The following is a 19,091-nucleotide window of genomic DNA, read 5'->3' on the forward strand; positions in this document are numbered from 1 at the left end:
GCGTGAGCGACCTGCGCCAAGCCCTTACGGCCGCGCAGGCCTGGCGCGGCGCGGCGCAGGCCGCGCTCGCCGAACGGCTGGCTGCCAATCCGATCGACAGCGAGCAACGCGCGGCGCACGGCTTTGCGTGGGTCGCGACGACCGTCGCGGCGCTCGAAGCAACGCTCGACTGGCTCGACGCGGGCAACGGCGCAAACCCGCTCGACGCGAAGATCGCCACCCTCGCCTTCGCCGAAAGCATCGGCCAGCTCACCGGCGGCCTGCCGATGGGGCAGAACGAGATTTTCCGCCCCGCCGATCTGCACCTCACTGCCGCCGGGCGCACCCTCGCCGACGCCTGCTCATATCTGCTCGACGCCGACCACGCCGCCACCCGTGCCGAGGTCGCCGCCGCGCTCGCCGAAGGCCATTGGCCCAGCGAGACGCTCCACGACGCCGACCTAGACGCGATCCGTGACCAGTATCGCCGCTTCACCGACGCCGCGATCATCCCGCATGCGCATGGCTGGCATCTCACCAACGACCTCATCCCCGATGCGACCGTTCAGGCGATGGCTGAGCTTGGCACCTTTGGTGTCTGTATTCCGGAAGAATTTGGCGGCCTCGGCCTTGGCAAGCTCGTGATGTGCATCGTCACCGAGGAATTGTCGCGCGGCTGGATCGGCACCGGCTCGCTCGGCACGCGGTCGGAGATCGCGGGCGAGCTGATTGCCCACGGCGGCACCGACGCACAGAAGGCCGAATGGCTTCCAAAGATTGCCAGCGGCGAAATCCTGCCCACCGCGGTCTTCACCGAGCCCGACGTCGGCTCCGACCTCGGTTCGCTGCAAACCAAGGCGCGTCGCGAGGACGACCATTGGGTCATCGACGGCGCGAAGAACTGGATCACCCACGCAGCGCGCTCGGACCTGATGACCCTGCTCGCGCGCACGCTGCCCGACGCGAAGGGCTATGCAGGCCTGTCGATGCTGCTCGTCCCCAAGCCGCGCGGGACCGAGGCCGATCCCTTCCCTGCCGACGGCATGACCGGTAGCGAGATCGAAGTGCTCGGCTATCGCGGAATGCGCGAATATGCGCTGCAGTTCGACGGCATGACGGCGCCCGCCAACGCCTTGCTCGGCGGCGAGGAAGGTCAGGGCTTCAAGCAACTCATGCGCACCTTCGAAGGCGCGCGCATCCAGACCGCCGCGCGTGCCGTGGGCGTCGCGCGGCGCGCGCTCGAACTCGGGCTCGACTATGCGCTCAGCCGCAAACAATTCGGCAAGGCGATCCTCCATTTCCCGCGTGTGTCGGACAAGCTCGCGATGAGCCTCGTCGATTTCGTGATGGCGCGCGAACTCAGCTATGCCGCTGCGCGCGCCAAGGATTCGGGCAAGCGCTGCGATATCGAGGCCGGCATGGCGAAGCTGCTCGGCGCGCGCGCCGCATGGTCGAACGCCGACGCCGCGCTGCAGATCCACGGCGGCAACGGCTATGCGCTCGAATATGAGATCAGCCGCATCCTCTGCGATGCGCGCATCCTCAACATCTTCGAAGGCGCGGCGGAGATTCAGGCGCAGGTGATCGCGCGCGGACTGACCGGAGGGCGCAATTGATGAGCGACTGGCAAGCATGGATCGGAAGAGAGGATGTCCGTCACGACCATGTCGAGCCTGCGGCCGTAACCCGCTGGCTCGCGACGCTCGACCGCGCCGCGCCCGCCGACGGAAGCGTGCCCCAAGCGTATCACTGGTGCCTCTGCCTCCCCGACGCGCCGACCGCGATCCTCGGTGCCGACGGTCATCCGGTGCGCGAGGACAGCGACGACAGCTTCCTGCCGCCCATCCCCCTGCCGCGACGCATGTGGGCCGCGAGCAAGGTCGAATTTATCGCTCCGCTACGCCCCGGCCAGTCGGTGATGCGCAGCTCGCGCGTCGCCTCGATCACCGAAAAGCAGGGCGGCACCGGCAAGCTCGTTTTCGCCGAGATCGCGCATGAAACGCACGGCGACGGCGAACTGGCGGTACGCGAAATCCAGTCGATCGTTTTCCGCGAACCGGCGCCCACCGGAGCGCCGCCAGCCCCGCCGCCGGCAAGTGGCAACTTCGACGCATCGGACTGGAACGCGCACCGGATGCTCGTCCCGTCGGAAGCACTGCTCTTCCGCTACTCGGCGCTGACCTTCAACGGCCACCGGATCCACTATGATCTGCCCTATGCGACGGAGGTCGAGGGCTATCGCGGGCTCGTCGTCCACGGCCCGCTGACCGCGACGCTCCTGCTCGATCTCGCACAGCGCCATTTCGGCGATAACAAGCTGAAAAAATTCAACTTTCGCGGGACATCACCCGCCATCTGCGGCGAAGACCTCCACCTCACGCTGCGCGGCACCTTCGACACCATCGAACTCGGCGCCTTCGCCGGCGACGGCCGCCAGGTCATGGCGGCAACCGCCGCCGTCTAGACCTGATCGCGCAGCATCTCGCCGATCGAGCTCGCGAAGTGGCTCTCCATCGCCGCGCGCGCGCGTTCGGGCGAGCGCGCCGCGATCGCCTCGGCGACTTCGCGGTGCAGCGCCAGCGTCTCTTCGCGCTCCTCGGCGGTCGTCCGGCCGGACCATGCCTTGGGAATAGCCGCGGCCATCAGCTGCTCGAACGAGCGCACGATCTGATAGAAGAGCGGGTTGCCGCTCGCCGCCGCGATCGTCTGGTGAAAGAGCGTATCGGCGTTGGTCCGCGCCTCTTCGTCATGTTCGACCGACAGGCCGTGCGCTGCCGACAGGATCGCGCGCGCCTGTTCCTCGCTGCGGTTCTGCGCCGCGAGTTCGGCGGTGCGCAGCTCGAGCGTGCGGCGCACTTCCCAGACATGCGCAAGGCTGACCTGCGCGGTGTTCACCGCGTGCCCCATCGACGCGGCCATCACCGATCCGTCAATCGCGCCGACGCGCGGCTTGCGGCCATTGCCGACATCAACCAGCCGAAGCGCCGCCAGCGCGCCGAACGCCTCGCGCATCACCGGACGGCTGACGCCCAGCTCGGCCGCGAAGCTGCCCTCACCCGGCAGCGTGTCCCCCACCTTCAGGTCGTGCGTTTCGATATAGTCGCGCACCATATCCATGGCGCGCTCGACGAGCGACCCGCGCGTGGCGGTGTCGACCCGGATCATTTCGGTCATGCGGCAATCCCCACCCGTCGCATCTCGGTCGGAGCCATACCGAACCGGCGCGAAAAGGCACGCGTAAAACTGGCATTGTTGAGGTAGCCGCAGCGATAGCCGATGCTCGCGACCGGCAGGTCGCTCGCCGCGAGCATCTGCTGCGCCTGCTTCAGGCGCCGTTCGCTCAGGGCCTCGGCGACGGTGCAGTGATAGATCTCGCGAAAACCGCGCGTCAGCTTGTCGCGATTGACCCCGCAGCCGCGCGCAATCTCGTCGAGGGTCAGCTTCTCGTGCCAGCGCTCGTCGACCATGCGGCGCGCCGCCGCGATGCGCGCGATGTCGGTTTCGCTGAGGCTAACCGCGCCGTCGATCGCGACGAGGCGCCCATCGTTCAGCGCAGCGAAGAGCTGGCAGAGCAGCTCGATGCTGCGCGCAAGGCGGAGCGTGTCGAGCGCGCCCTCCTCGCCGCCGGGCGCGACGATCGACTGCGCGAGGACGCGAAGGTCGGAGGGCAGATACCAGCGGCCGTCATCCTGCGGCAGCGTACCGAACAGGCGGCGGCATGCGCCGCGCGTCACCGCAAAGACGAGCAGGCTGTCATCGACCCCGCCGTCGAGATCGCGAAAGGCGAGCATCGAGATCGCCGGCTCGGCGCCGTCGATGCCGCTGAAACCGAGGAGTAGCGCATCGGGCGGCAGTTGCAGCAGGTCGCACGACCCGCGGCCGATAAAGCTCATCATCTCGTGCGAAACCAGGACCGGATATTTAACTGCCATCGCTGCCATCCTCCTGTTCCGGCCTCTACACCTGTATGACAGCTTTAGCAATACCTGTCAGATAGGTTTGCCGATATGCGGCGCGCGGCGCATCGCGAGCAAAAAGGCCACGAAAGACAAGGCGCTAACGACGACACCCACCAGCGCGAGCGCCTGCGCAAGCATCATCTCGCCGCCCATCGCCGCACTCACCTGCGTGACGATCCACGGCGCGAGGCCGAATCCGATCAGCCCCGCGACCGCGATGAAGGCGCCGATGCACAGCCCGCGCAGCTCGTTCGGGATGAAGACGGTCAGCGCGACCGACACGACGAGACCGGTCACCGCGCCGCAGGTCGACAACAGCCCGAGCATGATGGCGAAACCCGTCAGGCTGGGCATCAGCGGGAACATCGCGGCAGGCACCCCCATGCCCGCCGCGATGACCGCGCCCAACAGAAGCCCGCCGCGAAGGCGGCTCTTCTGCCCCAGGTCGGCCGAGACCCCGCCCAGTACGGCACCTGCAACACCGGTGCCGAACATGAGGGCGCCAACCCAGCCCGCGAAATCCTGTGGCTGAAGGCCGAAGTCGCGCGACAGCACCGGTGCGACCCACACCGTCGCCGCGACATCGGCCATCACCACCGCGACCTGCCCCGCAAAAAGCGGCCCCAGAAAGCTGCGCCGCGCCCAGAGCTCGGCCGCGACGATGCGGAACGGTGCGCCGACGCTGGCCTCGACCTCGTGCCGCGCGGGTTCGCGCAGCGCGAAAAGCGGCAGCAGGCACAGCGCGCTGAGGACGGCGAGCATGACATGCGCGCTCCGCCACGGCGTCAGCCCGCCGAGCCACGCGGGCGCGTCGAAATCGGTGAACAGGCCGAACAGCCACCCCATCAGCGCAAAGCCGAGAGCAATGCCGAGCGCCTTACCCAGATTGACGATCAGCATCGCGCGGCCGCGCTGTTCGGGCGCACAATAGTCGGCGCAGAGCGACAGCGCCGCGGTCAGCGCGCCGGTCGCGCCGATCCCCGTCAGCATTCGCGCGGCAGTGAGCAGCACCGCGGTCGGTGCCAGCGCGGTAAACAGGGTTCCAAGCGTCCAGAGCAGGCCGAGGCCGATCATCAGCCGCACGCGCGCCTGCCGGTCGACGAGAATGCCGACCGGGATCGAAAAGAGCACCAGCGGCACCGCGGCGCCAAGCCCCTGAATCAGGGCGAGCTGGTCGTCGCCGAGCCCGAGTTCGGCTTTCGCCGCTTCCTGGATCGTCCCGAAGCTGCCGAGCGCGGCGAAGCCGATCGTCATCATCAGCGCCAGCATCAGCAGCGGACCGATCGTTGTCGGCGCGAGCAGCCCGGCGCGCTTGACCTGCAGGGGTTCAGCCGCGCTCGCCATCACAGCGCGAAAATCTTGCCGGGGTTGAGGATATTCTGCGGGTCCATCGCCCGCTTGATCATCCGCATCTGACCCACCGCATCGCCAAGCTCGGCAATGAGCCATTCCTGCTTGCCGATGCCGATGCCATGCTCGCCGGTACAGGTCCCGTCCATCGCCAGCGCGCGCTCCACGAGCTTCGCGTTGATCGCCTCGACCTCCTTCATCTCCTCGGGCGCATGCGGGTCGATCGAGAAGATGACGTGGAAATTGCCATCGCCGACATGGCCGAGGATCGTCGCGGGGACGCTCGATGTTTCAAGGTCGGCATGTGTCTCGCCGATGCACTCGGCCAGGCGGCTGATCGGGACGCAGACGTCGGTCGCCCAGCCGATCGCGCCTGCGCGCATGTTGACCGCGGCATAATAGGCCTCGTGCCGCGCGCGCCACAGCTTCGAGCGCTCTTCGGGCAGGTTCGACCAGTTGAACGCGCTGCCGCCGTTCGCTTCGGCGAGCTTCTTCACCGTCTCGACCTGTTCCGCGACATTCGCCTCGCTGCCGTGGAATTCGAAGAAGAGCGTCGGCGCTTCGGGATAGTCGAGCTTCGACCAGCGGTTGACCGCCGCCATCTGCTTCGCATCGAGGATTTCGACGCGCGCGAGCGGTACCGCGCACTGGATCGACTGCACGACGGTATCGACCGCGCCGCCCAACCTATCGAAGCTACACACCGCCGAGGAAATCGTATCGGGCACCGGATGCAGACGCAGCGTCACTTCGGTGATGATGCCCAGCGTGCCTTCGGAGCCGACATAGAGCCGCGTGAGGTCGTAACCCGCCGCCGACTTGCGCGCGCGGCGCGCGGTGCGGATCACCTGCCCCTGCGGCGTCACCACCTCGAGGCTCAGCACCGCATCCTTCATCGTGCCATAGCGGACGGCATTGGTGCCCGAGGCACGCGTCGAGGCCATGCCGCCGATCGTCGCATTGGCGCCAGGATCGATCGGAAAGAAGAGCCCTTGATCGCGCAGATGCTGATTGAGTTCCTCGCGGCGCACCCCCGGCTGGACGACGCAGTCGAAATCCTCGGCATTCACCGCGACGATCGCGTCCATCTGCGTCATGTCGAGCGACACGCCGCCGTGGACCGGCAGGGCATTGCCCTCGATCGAGGTGCCCGCACCGAAGGGAACGATCGGGATGTCGGCGGCCGAGCAAAGCGTCACCAGCGCGACGACATCGTCGGTCGAGCGGGCGAAGACGACGGCGTCGGGCAGCACCGGAGCGAAATGGGACTCGCTCGATCCATGCTGCCCGAGCACCGCCGCGCCGCGCTGGAAGCGGTCCCCGAACCGCTGCTCCAGCGCCCCCACCAGATCGGCGGGAAGCGGTTTACGCTCCCAATGTCGAACCGCTCCCGCCACGATCAGAACTTCAGGCTAGCGCGGATGCCATAGCGGCGGCGATCGCCGGTGATGCCGAGATCGGAGGCCGGAAGCCCCGCGAGCGCCAGCGTCGTCTGTTCGATATAGCTTTCGAAATATTCGGTGTTGAAGATGTTGTTCGCGAACAGCGCGACCTCGACCGGGCCGGTGCGATACGCGATCGACGCATTGGTCAGCCAATAGCTGTCGAGGAACGTCGGCGTCGTCTGGTTGAGCGTCGCGGCGAGGCGCTTGCCCTTGCCGACAAGGCCCGCACTCAGCGTCAGGTCGCTGTCGCCGCCGGTCTCGATCCGGTAATCGCTCGACAGGCTCGCGGTCCAGTCGGGCTGGAAGGTCAGCCGGTCGGACGAGAGCAGACGGCCGGTGGTCGCGGTATAGGCGCTGTCGTCGGTGATCCGCGCGTGCATCCAGGTGAAGCCGCCACGCAGCGTCCATGCCTGCACCGGACGGACCATCGCTTCCAGTTCGACGCCATAGCTTTCGACGTCGCCGGTGTTGAGATCGACCGTGACGAGGCCGCCGCCGACCGCCGGAGCGATCGAGTTGAGGCCAATATAATCCTTGTAGTCGCTGTAGAAGATCGTGCCCGACAGGCTCATCCCCGGCGCGGCATATTTGGCGCCGGCTTCATAGGTCCACGCCGAGTCGCCCTTGTACGTCCGCGTCGGCGCGGTCGGGGCGTTGAAACCGCCGCCGCGATAACCGCGCGCGACCGAGACATAGGTCATCAGGTCGGGGGTCCATTTGCGCGTGATCGACAGCTTCGGCTGCCATTCGTCGGACTTGATCTTCGCTGTCGGAACAATGCCGCCAGCGGTCGCGGTGCCGAGCACGGTCGTCGTCGCTGTGACGACCGATCCGTTCGCGGTGCGATCCTCATGGTCGAAACGCAACCCCGCCGCGATTTCCCAATCGATGCTCGGCTTGAAGAACAGCGTGCCGAACGCGGCATAGGTGTCGCCGACATTCTTCGCGGTCGTGGTGCGCAGGATCGAGACCGGTCCCAGGATCGGGTGCGTCAGGCGGATCGTGTCCTGCCCGCGGGCGCGGACCATCTCGTTCGAATAGAAGACGCCGAACAGGGTGGAAAACTGGTCCGACCATTCGCTGTCGAGACGCGATTCGAGCGTCATCGTGCGCAGGCTGTCGCGCGCGATCGTCCGCACCGTGTCGGTCGGCCCGAAATCGCCCTCGCCATCGGGGGTGAAGCCGTTGCGCATATCATAGGCGCCGATGACGCTGAGCTTCGACCCCCCGCCAAGGTCGGCCTCGGCGCGCGCGTTGAGGCCGCGATATTTGTACGAGACGCGGTTGATCGTGTTGAACTGGACGTCGCGGCGATAATCGGTCGGCCCGGAGACGCGCGAATAGGGCGTGTTCACCCCGTCGACCCGGTCGTAATAGCCCTTGATCGTCAGTGCGAAGCCGTCCGAGGGCGTGACGCGCAGCGTCGCGTTGAGGCTGTCGGTGTTGAACGGATTGGCATTGCCGCCGATGACCGTGTTGGTCAGGAAGCCGTCCTGCTGGCGGTGCGCCGCTGCGACCCGGAGCGCCACCTTGTCTGTCACGATCGGGCCCGAAACCGAACCCGAAACCATCCAGCTGTCGTCGGGGCCGGCATAGCTGCCGTTCGCCCGGACCTCGAACTCGTTGCCGGGCTGGCGCGTGATCACGTTGATCGCCCCGCCCATTGTATTCTTGCCATAGAGCGTTCCCTGCGGGCCGCGCAGCACTTCGATGCGGTCGACGTCGACCAGCGGGTTGTTGAGATAGGCCGTGTTTGGCTGATAGATGCCGTCGATGAACAGGCCGACGCCCGGCTGGACCGACTGGACGAGCGTCACGCCAACACCGCGGATCGAGACGAAGGCGCGGCCGGTGCCGTCGCTGTTGATGTTGAGGCCAGGCGACAGAACCGCCGCCTCGCGGACCGAATTGAAGCCGCGGGCGACAAGCGTGTCGCCGGTGATCGCGGTCGCGGCGATCGGAACGTCATTCAGCGTTTCTTCGCGCTTGCGTGCGGTCACGACGATCATGCCGGCTTCGTCGGCGGCGGGAGCGGTCGTCTCGCTCTGCGCCTGCGCGGGCATCGCCATCATCGCGGCGAATGCGACGGTCGAAACAAGGGCAAATCGGATCTTGGTCATCAGGCATCCCCAAAAGAGGCGGTCCGGGCCGCCCTGCGAGGACCTATATGACAGCTTTTCAACCTGTAAGAAAGGTCATCAATTTTGCCGATCGGCAGAGGGCCTTTGCCGAGGCTGGAAGGGTTTGGAATATATGGAGAATTACTCGTCGTTCCCGCGAGGGCAGGAATCCAGCTCCTGAAGCCGCGCGGGAAAAATCTGGATTCCCGCCTTCGCGGAAATGAAGAGGAAAGCTTACTTCGGCAGAAATTCCGCCGCCGGCATCACCGGCTCGTACACCGCTTCGCCGCGCGCGAGCTGATAGACCTGCCGGTCATTCCCGAATTCGGCCCACGGCAAAGTCCCGCTGCGCCCGAACCCGGCCCAGATATCGTGCACCCGCTCGGCAAGCTCTTCGGGCGGCGCCTCGCCTGCCAGCCCGTCCGGCCCCGTCGCGCACGCCAGCGTCTTGAAGACGAAGGGCAGCTCGATCCCGTGGCAGGCGCCGAGTTCGCCGCCGCACGCGGGCGACTGCCACTCGAACTCGTACATCCACGTCCTGCCCCGATGCGCAGCGGCATATTGCCGCGCCGGCCAGCGGAAGACGAAATCGTTGAGCGCCCAGGTCAGCGCATCGCCCGGCCGCACGTCCTTCTGCTTGAAGCCATAAGCCATCAACGCCTGTTTCGCGTTCGGCAGCGACCGCCCGACGAGCCAGCGCGTCAGCAGCCCGCCGATCTTCTTCCGCACGCCCGTCGGCACGAAATAGAGGTTCATCTCGTCGGCGTTGCTGCCGATCAGCACCTCGACATCGGCGCCCGCTCCCTTGCGCAGCGCGTCGATCGGCTTTTCGGGCAGCACATCGTCGCCATGGACGGGGATGAAGCGGCTGATCCCGAACACCGGCTCATGTCCGTCGGCATCGCGCAGGTCGATCGCCCACGGCTTGCCGACCTTCTCGATCGCCGCTGCCGCTGCGTCGTTCGATACGGTTCGGAACCCGTCGGCATCGGGCGTCACCCGCAAGATCTTCGCGAGCTTCTTCACCAGCCGCTGCGCGATGCCGATATCGCGCACCATTGCGCCGTGCCCGCTTTCGATGATCGCGCGCCGGAACAGCCCTTTCGCGAGCGGTGAGGTCACCAGATCGGCGATGGCCATCGCGCCGGCGCTTTCGCCGAAGACGGTGACGTTTGCGGCGTCACCACCGAACGCTCCGATATTCCGCTGCACCCAGCCGAGCGCGAAGAGCATGTCGCGCAGGCCGAGATTGGTCGGCACGCCGGGTACGGGCAGAAAACCGTCGATCCCCATCCGGTAATTGATCGCGACGCAGACGATCCCCGACCGCGCGAAGGCCGACCCGTCGTGCACTGGCGCATCCTTGCTGCCGACGACGAAGCCGCCGCCATGGATGAATACCATGACCGGAGCGCCCGCCGCATCCTTCGGCGCCCAGATATTGGCCCGCAGATAGTCGCCATCGCCGCCGTCGCTGCCCGAACCGATCAGCGGCGTCGGGTCGATCATCGGAAAGGGCCGGACCGGATGCGGGGCGCCCGGGCCCGGGTCGACCATGTCGCGCACCCCGTCCCACGGCTTCGCCGGTTGCGGCAGTTCGAAGCGCACCGGCGGCGCGGCATAGGGAATTCCGAGATAGCGGACGATATCGCCGTCGAGCGCGCCGCGCACGGCACCGCTCTCGATCTGGACGGGCGGGGCGAAGGCGATCGGATCGGTCATGCCGGACAGCCTAGCACCGGCACCGCGCGAAAGCCCACCGCCGAGCTTTTGCCCGAAGGCGCAAAGACTATGCCCGGCGCGCCTCGGCGAGTTCGGCGGCGAGGGTCTGGACGAGCTTGGCCGCGGGCATCGGCCGGATCAGCGGCGCCCCCTGCCCCGCCCATTGGGCACCATAGCCGAATTCGCCGCGCGCCTTCGCGGCGGCATGAAGCGCTTTGCCGAGGTCGTAGGCGATCGGATAGTCCGGGATATCTCCAGCCGGGACGACCTCGCCAAGTTCCGCGAAGCGATTGCGAAGCCCCCGCGCCGGCCGGCCCGATATCGCACGGATCATCACCGTATGCTGCGCGGCGTCGCTCGCGAGTGCGGCGCGATAGGCGGCATCAGCAAGACTCTCGTCGGTGGTGACGAACGCCGTGCCGAGCTGCGCCGCCGCGGCGCCCAGTTCGAGCGCTGCCGCAATTCCGCGCCCGTCCATGATCCCGCCCGCTGCGATGATCGGCAGATCGATCGCGGCGACGAGCAGCCGCGTCAGCGCAGCCGTGCCGAGCTGCTCATCGGGCGCATCGGGATCGAACATCCCGCGATGGCCGCCCGCTTCCCAGCCCTGCGCAACGATCGCATCGACGCCCTCATCGGCGGCGGCTCGCGCCTCGGCGAGGCTCGTCGCCGAGGCGAACAGCAGGATACCGGCGTCGCGAAGCGCCGCGATCGCCGACGCCGGCGGCAGGCCGAAATGAAAGCTCACGACGCGCGGCTTTTCCCCGACGAGAAGCGCGAGCATCGCCTCATCCTCGACGAAGCTGCGGTATATTTCGCGAAGCGCCGTCGGCGGCTCGGCATCATGGTCCGCAAAGACCGGCCGCAACCGCTCGATCCACGCCGACTCTTTAGCGGCATAGGCAACCGCCGGCCGGTGGCAGAAGAGGTTGATGTTGAACGGCCGCCCCGTCCGCGCCTTCACTTCGGCGATCATCGCCCGCGCGCCGTCGGCATCGGTCGCGCCGACAGCGATCGAGCCGAGCGCCCCCGCCTCGCTCACCGCCGCCGCCATCGCGGGCGACGACACGCCCGCCATCGGCGCCTGCACGATCGGCAGGTCGATTCCGATGCGATCGAGCAGGCTCACGAGCTCAGGGCCGGCGCAGCAGCGAGACCGTGCCGTGGCCGCCGTCGGCGCAGACGCTGACGATTGCCCATGAACCCGAGGGTTTGCCCCACAGTTCCTTCACCGCCTGGCTGAGGTCGCGCGCGCCGGTCGCGGCGAACGGATGGCCGATCGCGACCGAGCCGCCGTTCGGATTGACGCGGTCCCACGGGAAGGACCCGAAATCGAAATCGACGCCCGCGCGCTCCTTGGTCCAGCCGGGCTTTTCGAGCGCAGCGACATTGGCGAGCACCTGTGCCGCGAAGGCCTCGTGGATCTCCCACAGCGCGACATCCTCATAGCGCAGCCCGTGCCGCGCGAGCAGCCGCGGGATTGCGAAGCTCGGCGCCATCAGCAGCCCGTCGACATGATGGTCGACCGCCGCGATCTCATGATCGACGAGTTCTGCATGCGGCGTACCCTGGGGCAGCTTGCCGAGCCCCGCTTCGGTCGCGACCCACAGCGCTGCCGCCCCGTCGGTGATCGGCGAGCTGTTGCCCGCGGTGAGCGAGCCCTTGTCCGACTTGTCGAACGCGGGCGGCAGCGATGCGAGCTTCTCCGCCGAGGTGTCGGCGCGCGGGTTCGCGTCGCGCGCGATTTCGGGAAGCGGCACGACCAGATCGTCGAAGAAGCCGTTTTCCCAACCTGCGACCGCGCGCTGGTGGCTCTTCAGCGACCAGTCGTCCTGCGCCTCGCGGGTGATGCCCCACTCCTGCGCGGTCTCTTCCATATGATCGCCCATCGTGCGTCCGGTGATGCGGTTCGCCCAGCCCTTGCCCGGCAGCGACAGGTCGTCCGCGGTCAGCGCCTGCAGCGCTGCGACCGCCGCGGGCGGATCGGTGCGGAACAGCTTCACGATCCGCTTCGACACGTCGAGCTTCAGCCCGATCGGGGGATTGCTCATCACCTCGGCGCCGCCGACGAGCGCGAGTTCGGCCGAACCGCCGAGCATCCCCGCCGCCGCGAAGGCCGCAATCATGCTTGTCGAGCAGGCAAGCACAGCGGAGAAGGCGGGCACCGTCGGGTCGAGTTTGGCATCAAGCCAGACTTCGCGTCCGATATTGCTCCAGCCGAGGCTGGGGATCACAGTGCCCCATACGAACAGGTCGGGTCGCGCCTTCGCCGCCATCGCCTGCACGAGCGGCACCGACAGGCTGATGGCATCATGATCGGCAAGCGCGCCGCCGCCGCGTCCGAAGGGCGTGCGAAGGCCGGGGGCAAGATAAATCTTCTGGGCGAAACGCTGCATGATCAGTCTCCGAAAGACCGCGGCGGCATGGCCGCGCGCAGACGATATTGGCGGACGCCCCGAAACGGACAAGGGGGCGCTGGACGATTGCGTATCGCGCATTGCCGATTGTCGATACCATGCTTAGGTGTGAGCGCGCGCAGCCGGGAAGGCCATCATGGACCGCATCGATGCGATGAAGATCTTCGTGACGGCGGTCGACGAAGGCAGCCTTGCGGGCGCTGCCCGGAAACTCCGCCGCTCGCCCACCGCGGTCGGCCGCGCGATCGCCTCGCTCGAGATGCATGTCGGCGCCGAGCTGCTCCACCGCACGACACGCTCGATCCGCCTCAGCGACGCCGGCGTCCGTTATGCCGAGGCGTGCCGCCGCATCCTCTCCGAACTCGAAGAGGCCGACATCCTCGCCGGCGGCGAACGCACCGCGCCGCGCGGAATGCTGACGCTCACCGCACCGCCGATCGGCGGCGAGGAGTTGCTGCGCCCGATCCTCGATGCGTTTCTCGATGAATATCCGATGGTCTCGGCGCAGCTGCTGCTCGTCGATCGCGCGGTCAATCTGGTCGACGAGGGCGTCGATATCGCGCTGCGGGTCGGTCTGCTCCCCGATTCGGCGCTCGTCGCGACGCGCGTCGGCGAGGGTGTGCGCCGCGTCATCGTCGCCTCGCCCAGCTACCTCGCCGAACATCCGCCGATCACCGACCCCGCCGACCTTGCAAGCCACCAGATCGTCTCGCTCACCCATTTCGGCCTCCAGTCGTGGAGCTTCGGCGAGAGCCCGGCGCGAACGGTCCATTTTACCCCGCGGCTGATCGTCAACAGCGTCCGCGCCGCGGTCGCGTCAGCGGTGGCCGGCCGCGGCCTCGCGCGCGTCTATTCCTATCATATTGCCGAAGAGGTGAAGCTGGGGCGGCTGCAGGTCGTGCTCGCCGATGCCGAGCCGCCGGTCCAGCCCGCGCATCTGCTGACCCCGGCAGGCCGGCTGTCGGTGCCGAAGGTTCGCGCCTTCACCGATTTCGCCGCGCCGCGCCTCCGCGCCGCCTTCGCGAGGCTGGCGATCGACGCGCAGGCGCTCTGACCATTATAGCGATATCCGGTGGAATGATCGCCGTTTATCGACAATTATCATCCAATCTGATCGAGCCTAATTTCCACGGGCTGGCGCAGGAACGCGCCGACCGGCCGCCAGATGCGACCGCAGCTTTTGGAACTGGAGTATCGATCATGACCACCGGACAGAAAGTCGCCGTCATCACCGGCGCATCGCAGGGCATCGGCGCCGCGCTCGTCCATGCCTATCTCGACCGCGGCTACAAGGTCGTCGCGACCTCGCGCTCGATCCAGCCGTCGACCAATCCCGACGTGCTGACGATCGCGGACGACATCGGCGATCCCGCGACAGGCCCGCGCGTGATCGCGGCGGCGATCGAACATTTCGGCCGCATCGACACGCTGATCAACAATGCCGGCATTTTCGTCGCGAGCCCCTTCACCGGCTATAGCGCGCAGCAATATGCCGACGTCGTGTCGACGAACCTCGACGGCTTCTTCTACATCACGCAGGCGGCTCTCGCCGAAATGGAAAAGCAGGGCCGCGGCCATATCGCGAGCATCACGACCAGCCTTGTCGACCATCCGCTGTCGCAGGTCCCCTCGGTCCTCGCCTCGCTGTCGAAGGGCGGCATCAACGCCGCGACGAAGAGCCTCGCGATCGAATATGCCGCGCGCGGCATCCGCGTGAACGCCGTGTCGCCGGGAATCATCAAGACCCCGATGCACACGCCCGAAACGCACGACTTCCTCTCGGCCCTCCATCCCGTCGGCCGGATGGGCGAAATTTCGGACATCGTCGACGCGGTGCTGTATCTTGAGGGCGCCCCGTTCGTGACGGGCGAGATTCTCCATGTCGATGGCGGCCAGGCCGCCGGCCACTGATCGCAGCCCCCAGCGAGGAGAAAGACGATGCCGATCGTTACCGTACAGGTCACCAGGGAAGGCACCGAGCCCGGTGTCTACCATGTCACTGCCGAACAGAAGGCCGCCATCTTCAAGGGCATGAGCCAGGTGCTCTTCGATGTTCTCGGCAAGCCGCCCGAATGGACCTGGGTCGTCTTCCAGGAAGTCGAGATGGAAGATTGGGGCTGGGGCGGAATGCCCGTCGCCGAATATCGCAAGCGGATGGCGCAGCGATCGGGCTGACCAACGAACCGCAGCACAAACACCGGGGTCGCGCACGTCGCGGCCCCTCTTTTTCAAAAGGACGACGCGCTTGACCGACCCGCACCAGATCCCCGCCGCGCTGCGGAGCCTGAGCCTCCGCCCGCTGTTCGCGATGAACGTCGCGGTCGGCACGATCCACGCGCCCGGCGGGCCGCGCGGGACCGAGATGCGCGTTGGCGACGTCACCGGCGGCCATTTCTCCGGCGACCGGCTGTCGGGTATCATCCAGCCCGGCGGCACCGACTGGCAGACGCTACGTGACGACGGCACGATCCTGCTTGACGCGCGGATCGTCCTGCAAACCGAAGACGGCGCGTCGATCGCGATGCAATATGAAGGCATCCGCCGCGGCCACCCCGAGGTGATGGCGCGCCTCGCCGCGGGTGAGCCCGTCGATCCTGCCGATTATTATTTCCGCACCATGCCGCGCTTCACGACCGCGGCGCCGCGCTATCGCTGGCTCAACGACATCCTTGCCGTCGGCACCGGCCACCGCTTGCCGCACGGTCCGGTCTACCAGATTTTCGAGATTCTTTAGGCCGCCAAAAAAAAATCGCATCCGCCCGCTTGCAATCCGACGAGCATCATCTATTTAGATCGTATCCGATCTTATCGGACAAGCTGTAAAGGAACCCCCAATGAGCACCACGATCGACAAGACCCTCTATACCGCCCACACGCACACGACGGGCGGCCGCACCGGCGCCGCACGCAGCAACGATGGCCGTCTCGATATCGAATTCGCGCAGCCCGGCACTCCCGGCAACGGCACCAATCCCGAACAGCTGTTCGCGGCCGGCTGGTCGGCCTGCTTCATCGGCGCCATGGGTCTCGTCGCCGGCAAGCTGAAGGTCCAGCTTCCCGCCGATCTCGCCGTCGATGCCGAAGTCGACCTCGGCACCAACGAAGGCGGCTATCTGCTCGGCGCGCGCCTGAACGTCAGCCTTCCGGGTCTGGACCGCGAGACCGCGCAGGCGATCGTCGACGGCGCGCATGCGAACTGCCCCTATTCGAAGGCGACTCGCGGCAACATCGCTGTCGATATTACTCTCGTATAATCGACCGACGCGGACCGGGGTGCGATACGCGCTCCGGTCTCGCCCTTTTTGCCCGGAAAGACCCCGATGATCGAAGCCACGCCCCTCCCCGCCGATCCGTCGCGGCGTCTTTTCCTGGGCACGGCCTCGGGCTTGCTCGCCGCCGCGCCCTTCGTCTCGATCCCCGCGGCCTTCGCGCAGCCGGGCAGCGCGAGCTTCGGCGCGATCCGGCAGGTGGACGCCGGCACCCTCTCGATCGGCTATGCCGAAGCCGGCCCCGCAAGCGGCCGCCCGGTCATCCTGCTCCACGGCTGGCCTTATGACATCCACACCTATGTCGACGTCGCGCCGATCCTCGCCGCGGCCGGCTACCGCGTGATCGTCCCCTATCTGCGCGGCTACGGCACGACGCGTTTCCTGTCGCAGGCGACGCAGCGCAACGGCCAGCAGGCGGTCCTCGGAACCGACGTCATCGCGCTGATGGACGCGCTCCATATCGAGCGCGCGATTATCGGCGGCTGCGACTGGGGTGCACGCACCGCGAACATCGTCGCGGCGCTCTGGCCCGAACGCTGCGAGGCGCTGGTATCGGTCAGCGGCTATCTGATCGGCAGCCAGGCGGCGAACAAGGCGCCGCTGCCGCCGAAGGCCGAACTCGCCTGGTGGTATCAATTCTACTTCGCGACCGAGCGCGGCCGCGAAGGCTATGCCGCGAACACCCACGATTTCGCGCGGCTGATCTGGCAGACGGCCTCGCCGCAATGGCAGTTCGACGACGCGACCTTCGAACGCTCGGCCAAGGCGCTTGACAACCCCGACCATGTCGCGATCACGATCAGCAACTACCGCTGGCGGCTCGGCCTCGACCGCGGCGAAGCGCAATATGATGCGCTCGAAACCAGGCTCGCGGCCATGCCCGTCATTACGGTGCCGACGATCACGCTCGAAGGCGACGCCAATGGCGCGCCGCACCCGAACCCGGCCGACTATGCGAAGAAATATACGGGCCGCTACGAACACCGGACGGTCACCGGCGGCATCGGGCACAACCTGCCGCAGGAAGCGCCGCACGCCTTCGCCAAGGCGATTCTCGACCTCGCAAACGCATAAAGGCAAGCGCCCGGAAGGATCGCAAAACCCCCGGAGATCGCGCAAGAACAGAATCTGCGCGACGATGCTTGTTTTCGCCCCGGCACGCTGGTAGAGGCGCCGCTCGTTGCCGCTTTAGCTCAGTTGGTAGAGCACATCATTCGTAATGATGGGGTCACAGGTTCGAGTCCTGTAAGCGGCACCATTTCCCTATTCGCCAACGGCCGGGAATGGTTGCAAAAACCCCGAAAATCTGCGAAAAACTAAGTCGGAACAGTCGCCAATGTGCGCGACTGGTCGCCGACAATCGCATGCCGCAGGGGGTATGTGTGGGGGTATTTGGCAAACGGGCCATTTGAAATACCCCCAAATTGCCGGTGACGGATTGGGAGATACCCCCAATGGCGTTGACGGTGACGGCGATCAAAGCGGCAAAACCCAAGGCGAAACCGTATAAATTGGCTGACGAAAAGGGTCTGTTCCTGATCGTCTCACCGTCGGGGGGTATGCTGTGGCGCTGGAAATATCGCGTCGATGGCATTGGCGCCGATAGCCAGCCCAAACGGATCGAAAAGACGCTGGCGCTGGGCGCCTACCCCGACGTCGGTTTGCAGGCAGCGCGCGAGCGGCGCGACGCCGCGCGCCAGCAGCTCGCCAGCGGTATCGACCCGGCCGAAAAGAAGCAGCGTGACAAGCGGGCTGCTAAAATTGGCGCCGCCAACACCTTTCACGCCGTGGCGACGAATTTCATCGAAAAATGCCGTCGTGACGGTCTCGCCGAAACGACATTGCGGAAGCGGCAATGGACCTTGGGACTAGTCGGGCGTGCCATCGGCAACCGCCCGATCGCCGAAATCAAGCCGATCGATATTCTCGACGCGGTGCGCCCCTATGAAGCCGCGAAGAATCACGAAAAGGCGCGGCGGACTCTGGAATTCGTCGGCGCCGTCTTTCGCTATGGCGTCGCGAACCAGTTGGTCGGCGCAGACCCGACACGCGATCTGCGCGGCGCGCTGGCATCACGCAAGCCCAAGCATCTGGCTGCAATACTCGACCCCAAGCGCGTCGGCGAGCTGTTGCGCGCGATCGACGGGTATGAGGGGCAAGGCATAACGCATGTCGCATTGCAGCTATCGCCGCACGTATTTGTCCGGCCGGGCGAGTTGCGAAAGGCCGAATGGCGCGAAATCGACTTCGACGCAGCGGTCTGGAAAATCGACGCCGCAAAGATGAAGGGGCGGCAGGAACATGCCGTGCCGCTGTCGAAGCAGGCGCTGGTGCTGCTTCGCGAAGCCCACGCGCTCACCGGCGACGGGCAGTTTGTCTTTCCTTCTATCCGAACGCCGCGTCGTCCCATGTCGGAGAACACGATCAACGGTGCGCTTCGACGCTTGGGCTTTACCGGCGACGAAATGACCGCGCACGGCTTTCGCGCGATGGCCAGCACCTTGTTGAACGAAAGCGGCAAGTGGCAGCCAGACGCCATCGAACGCGCGCTGGCACATAAGGACCGCGACCAAGTGCGCGCTGCCTATCATCGCGGCGCTCATTGGGCGGAGCGCGTAGAAATGGCGCAATGGTGGAGCGACCATTTAGATATGCTACGGAATGGCGCTGAGATAATCCCTTTGCGCGCGGGAGCCTGAATGCACGAAGATTTGTGACCGCTAACGACCGAAAGCGGACCTCTCCAGCATCGTCACCCCGGACTTGATCCGGGGTCCCGCTTGAGATCGAGCGCAGCGAGTGCGTTAAAAAGCGGGATCCCGGATCAAGT

Annotated in this window: 17 protein-coding genes and 1 tRNA gene; 10 read left to right on the forward strand and 8 right to left on the reverse strand. The window is 66.5% G+C overall.

Annotated features, from left to right (window positions below; genetic code table 11):
* The first annotated feature begins 2 nt into the window (after window positions 1-2).
* On the forward strand, window positions 3-1,595 hold the full coding sequence (locus L7H23_RS06425) for an acyl-CoA dehydrogenase family protein (RefSeq protein WP_237838522.1): 1,593 nt from the start codon (window positions 3-5) through the stop codon (window positions 1,593-1,595).
* Window positions 1,595-2,443, forward strand: coding sequence for a MaoC family dehydratase N-terminal domain-containing protein (locus L7H23_RS06430; protein ID WP_237838523.1), 849 nt, complete (start codon window positions 1,595-1,597; stop codon window positions 2,441-2,443). Before L7H23_RS06425 ends, L7H23_RS06430 begins: the two co-directional genes overlap by 1 nt.
* Here the strand turns inward: L7H23_RS06430 and L7H23_RS06435 are convergent.
* From L7H23_RS06435 to L7H23_RS06470, 8 genes are all read right to left on the reverse strand, one after another.
* Window positions 2,440-3,153 (reverse strand): FCD domain-containing protein, encoded by a 714-nt coding sequence (locus tag L7H23_RS06435; protein WP_237838524.1) that lies wholly within the window; start codon window positions 3,151-3,153, stop codon window positions 2,440-2,442. The two genes, L7H23_RS06430 and L7H23_RS06435, sit on opposite strands and share 4 nt — an antisense overlap.
* Window positions 3,150-3,911: an AraC family transcriptional regulator gene (locus L7H23_RS06440; RefSeq protein WP_237838525.1), complete on the reverse strand. Its 762-nt coding sequence runs from the start codon at window positions 3,909-3,911 to the stop codon at window positions 3,150-3,152. The genes L7H23_RS06435 and L7H23_RS06440 overlap by 4 nt, the downstream gene beginning before the upstream one ends.
* Before the next feature lie 57 nt (window positions 3,912-3,968).
* Entirely contained in the window at window positions 3,969-5,282 is a 1,314-nt protein-coding gene (locus L7H23_RS06445) for an MFS transporter (RefSeq protein WP_237838526.1), read from the reverse strand.
* Window positions 5,282-6,637, reverse strand: coding sequence for an FAD-linked oxidase C-terminal domain-containing protein (locus tag L7H23_RS06450; RefSeq protein ID WP_237839138.1), 1,356 nt, complete (start codon window positions 6,635-6,637; stop codon window positions 5,282-5,284). The genes L7H23_RS06445 and L7H23_RS06450 overlap by 1 nt, the downstream gene beginning before the upstream one ends.
* Window positions 6,638-6,687: 50 nt before the next feature.
* The gene (locus L7H23_RS06455; protein ID WP_237838527.1) at window positions 6,688-8,853 is read right to left on the reverse strand and encodes a TonB-dependent receptor; all 2,166 of its coding nucleotides are present in this window, start codon (window positions 8,851-8,853) and stop codon (window positions 6,688-6,690) included.
* 234 nt (window positions 8,854-9,087) lie between these two features.
* The gene (locus tag L7H23_RS06460) at window positions 9,088-10,575 is read right to left on the reverse strand and encodes a carboxylesterase family protein (RefSeq protein ID WP_237838528.1); all 1,488 of its coding nucleotides are present in this window, start codon (window positions 10,573-10,575) and stop codon (window positions 9,088-9,090) included.
* Between the two features lie 67 nt (window positions 10,576-10,642).
* Entirely contained in the window at window positions 10,643-11,704 is a 1,062-nt protein-coding gene (locus L7H23_RS06465) for a nitronate monooxygenase (RefSeq protein ID WP_275671229.1), read from the reverse strand.
* Between the two features lie 4 nt (window positions 11,705-11,708).
* On the reverse strand, window positions 11,709-12,971 hold the full coding sequence (locus tag L7H23_RS06470; RefSeq protein ID WP_237838529.1) for an acetyl-CoA C-acyltransferase: 1,263 nt from the start codon (window positions 12,969-12,971) through the stop codon (window positions 11,709-11,711).
* A 157-nt stretch (window positions 12,972-13,128) separates the two neighbouring features.
* Between L7H23_RS06470 and L7H23_RS06475 the strand changes: the two genes are divergently transcribed.
* The 8 genes from L7H23_RS06475 (at window position 13,129) to L7H23_RS06510 (ending at window position 18,960) form a co-directional block, all read left to right on the forward strand.
* The gene (locus tag L7H23_RS06475; protein ID WP_237838530.1) at window positions 13,129-14,046 is read left to right on the forward strand and encodes a LysR family transcriptional regulator; all 918 of its coding nucleotides are present in this window, start codon (window positions 13,129-13,131) and stop codon (window positions 14,044-14,046) included.
* Window positions 14,047-14,069: 23 nt separating this feature from the next.
* A complete protein-coding gene (locus tag L7H23_RS06480) occupies window positions 14,070-14,903 on the forward strand; it encodes an SDR family NAD(P)-dependent oxidoreductase (RefSeq protein ID WP_237838531.1) in 834 nt (277 codons plus the stop codon).
* 27 nt (window positions 14,904-14,930) lie between these two features.
* Window positions 14,931-15,167: a 4-oxalocrotonate tautomerase family protein gene (locus L7H23_RS06485; RefSeq protein ID WP_237838532.1), complete on the forward strand. Its 237-nt coding sequence runs from the start codon at window positions 14,931-14,933 to the stop codon at window positions 15,165-15,167.
* 70 nt (window positions 15,168-15,237) lie between these two features.
* A complete protein-coding gene (locus L7H23_RS06490) occupies window positions 15,238-15,726 on the forward strand; it encodes a DUF3237 domain-containing protein (protein WP_237838533.1) in 489 nt (162 codons plus the stop codon).
* Window positions 15,727-15,826: 100 nt separating this feature from the next.
* Window positions 15,827-16,246, forward strand: coding sequence for an organic hydroperoxide resistance protein (locus tag L7H23_RS06495; RefSeq protein ID WP_237838534.1), 420 nt, complete (start codon window positions 15,827-15,829; stop codon window positions 16,244-16,246).
* 66 nt (window positions 16,247-16,312) lie between these two features.
* The gene (locus L7H23_RS06500; protein ID WP_237838535.1) at window positions 16,313-17,335 is read left to right on the forward strand and encodes an alpha/beta hydrolase; all 1,023 of its coding nucleotides are present in this window, start codon (window positions 16,313-16,315) and stop codon (window positions 17,333-17,335) included.
* Between the two features lie 108 nt (window positions 17,336-17,443).
* A tRNA-Thr gene (locus tag L7H23_RS06505) sits at window positions 17,444-17,519 on the forward strand.
* Between the two features lie 196 nt (window positions 17,520-17,715).
* Window positions 17,716-18,960 (forward strand): integrase arm-type DNA-binding domain-containing protein, encoded by a 1,245-nt coding sequence (locus L7H23_RS06510; RefSeq protein ID WP_237838536.1) that lies wholly within the window; start codon window positions 17,716-17,718, stop codon window positions 18,958-18,960.
* Window positions 18,961-19,091: the final 131 nt, after the last annotated feature.

This window comes from Sphingopyxis sp. BSN-002 (assembly GCF_022024275.1).
GTDB lineage: Bacteria > Pseudomonadota > Alphaproteobacteria > Sphingomonadales > Sphingomonadaceae > Sphingopyxis.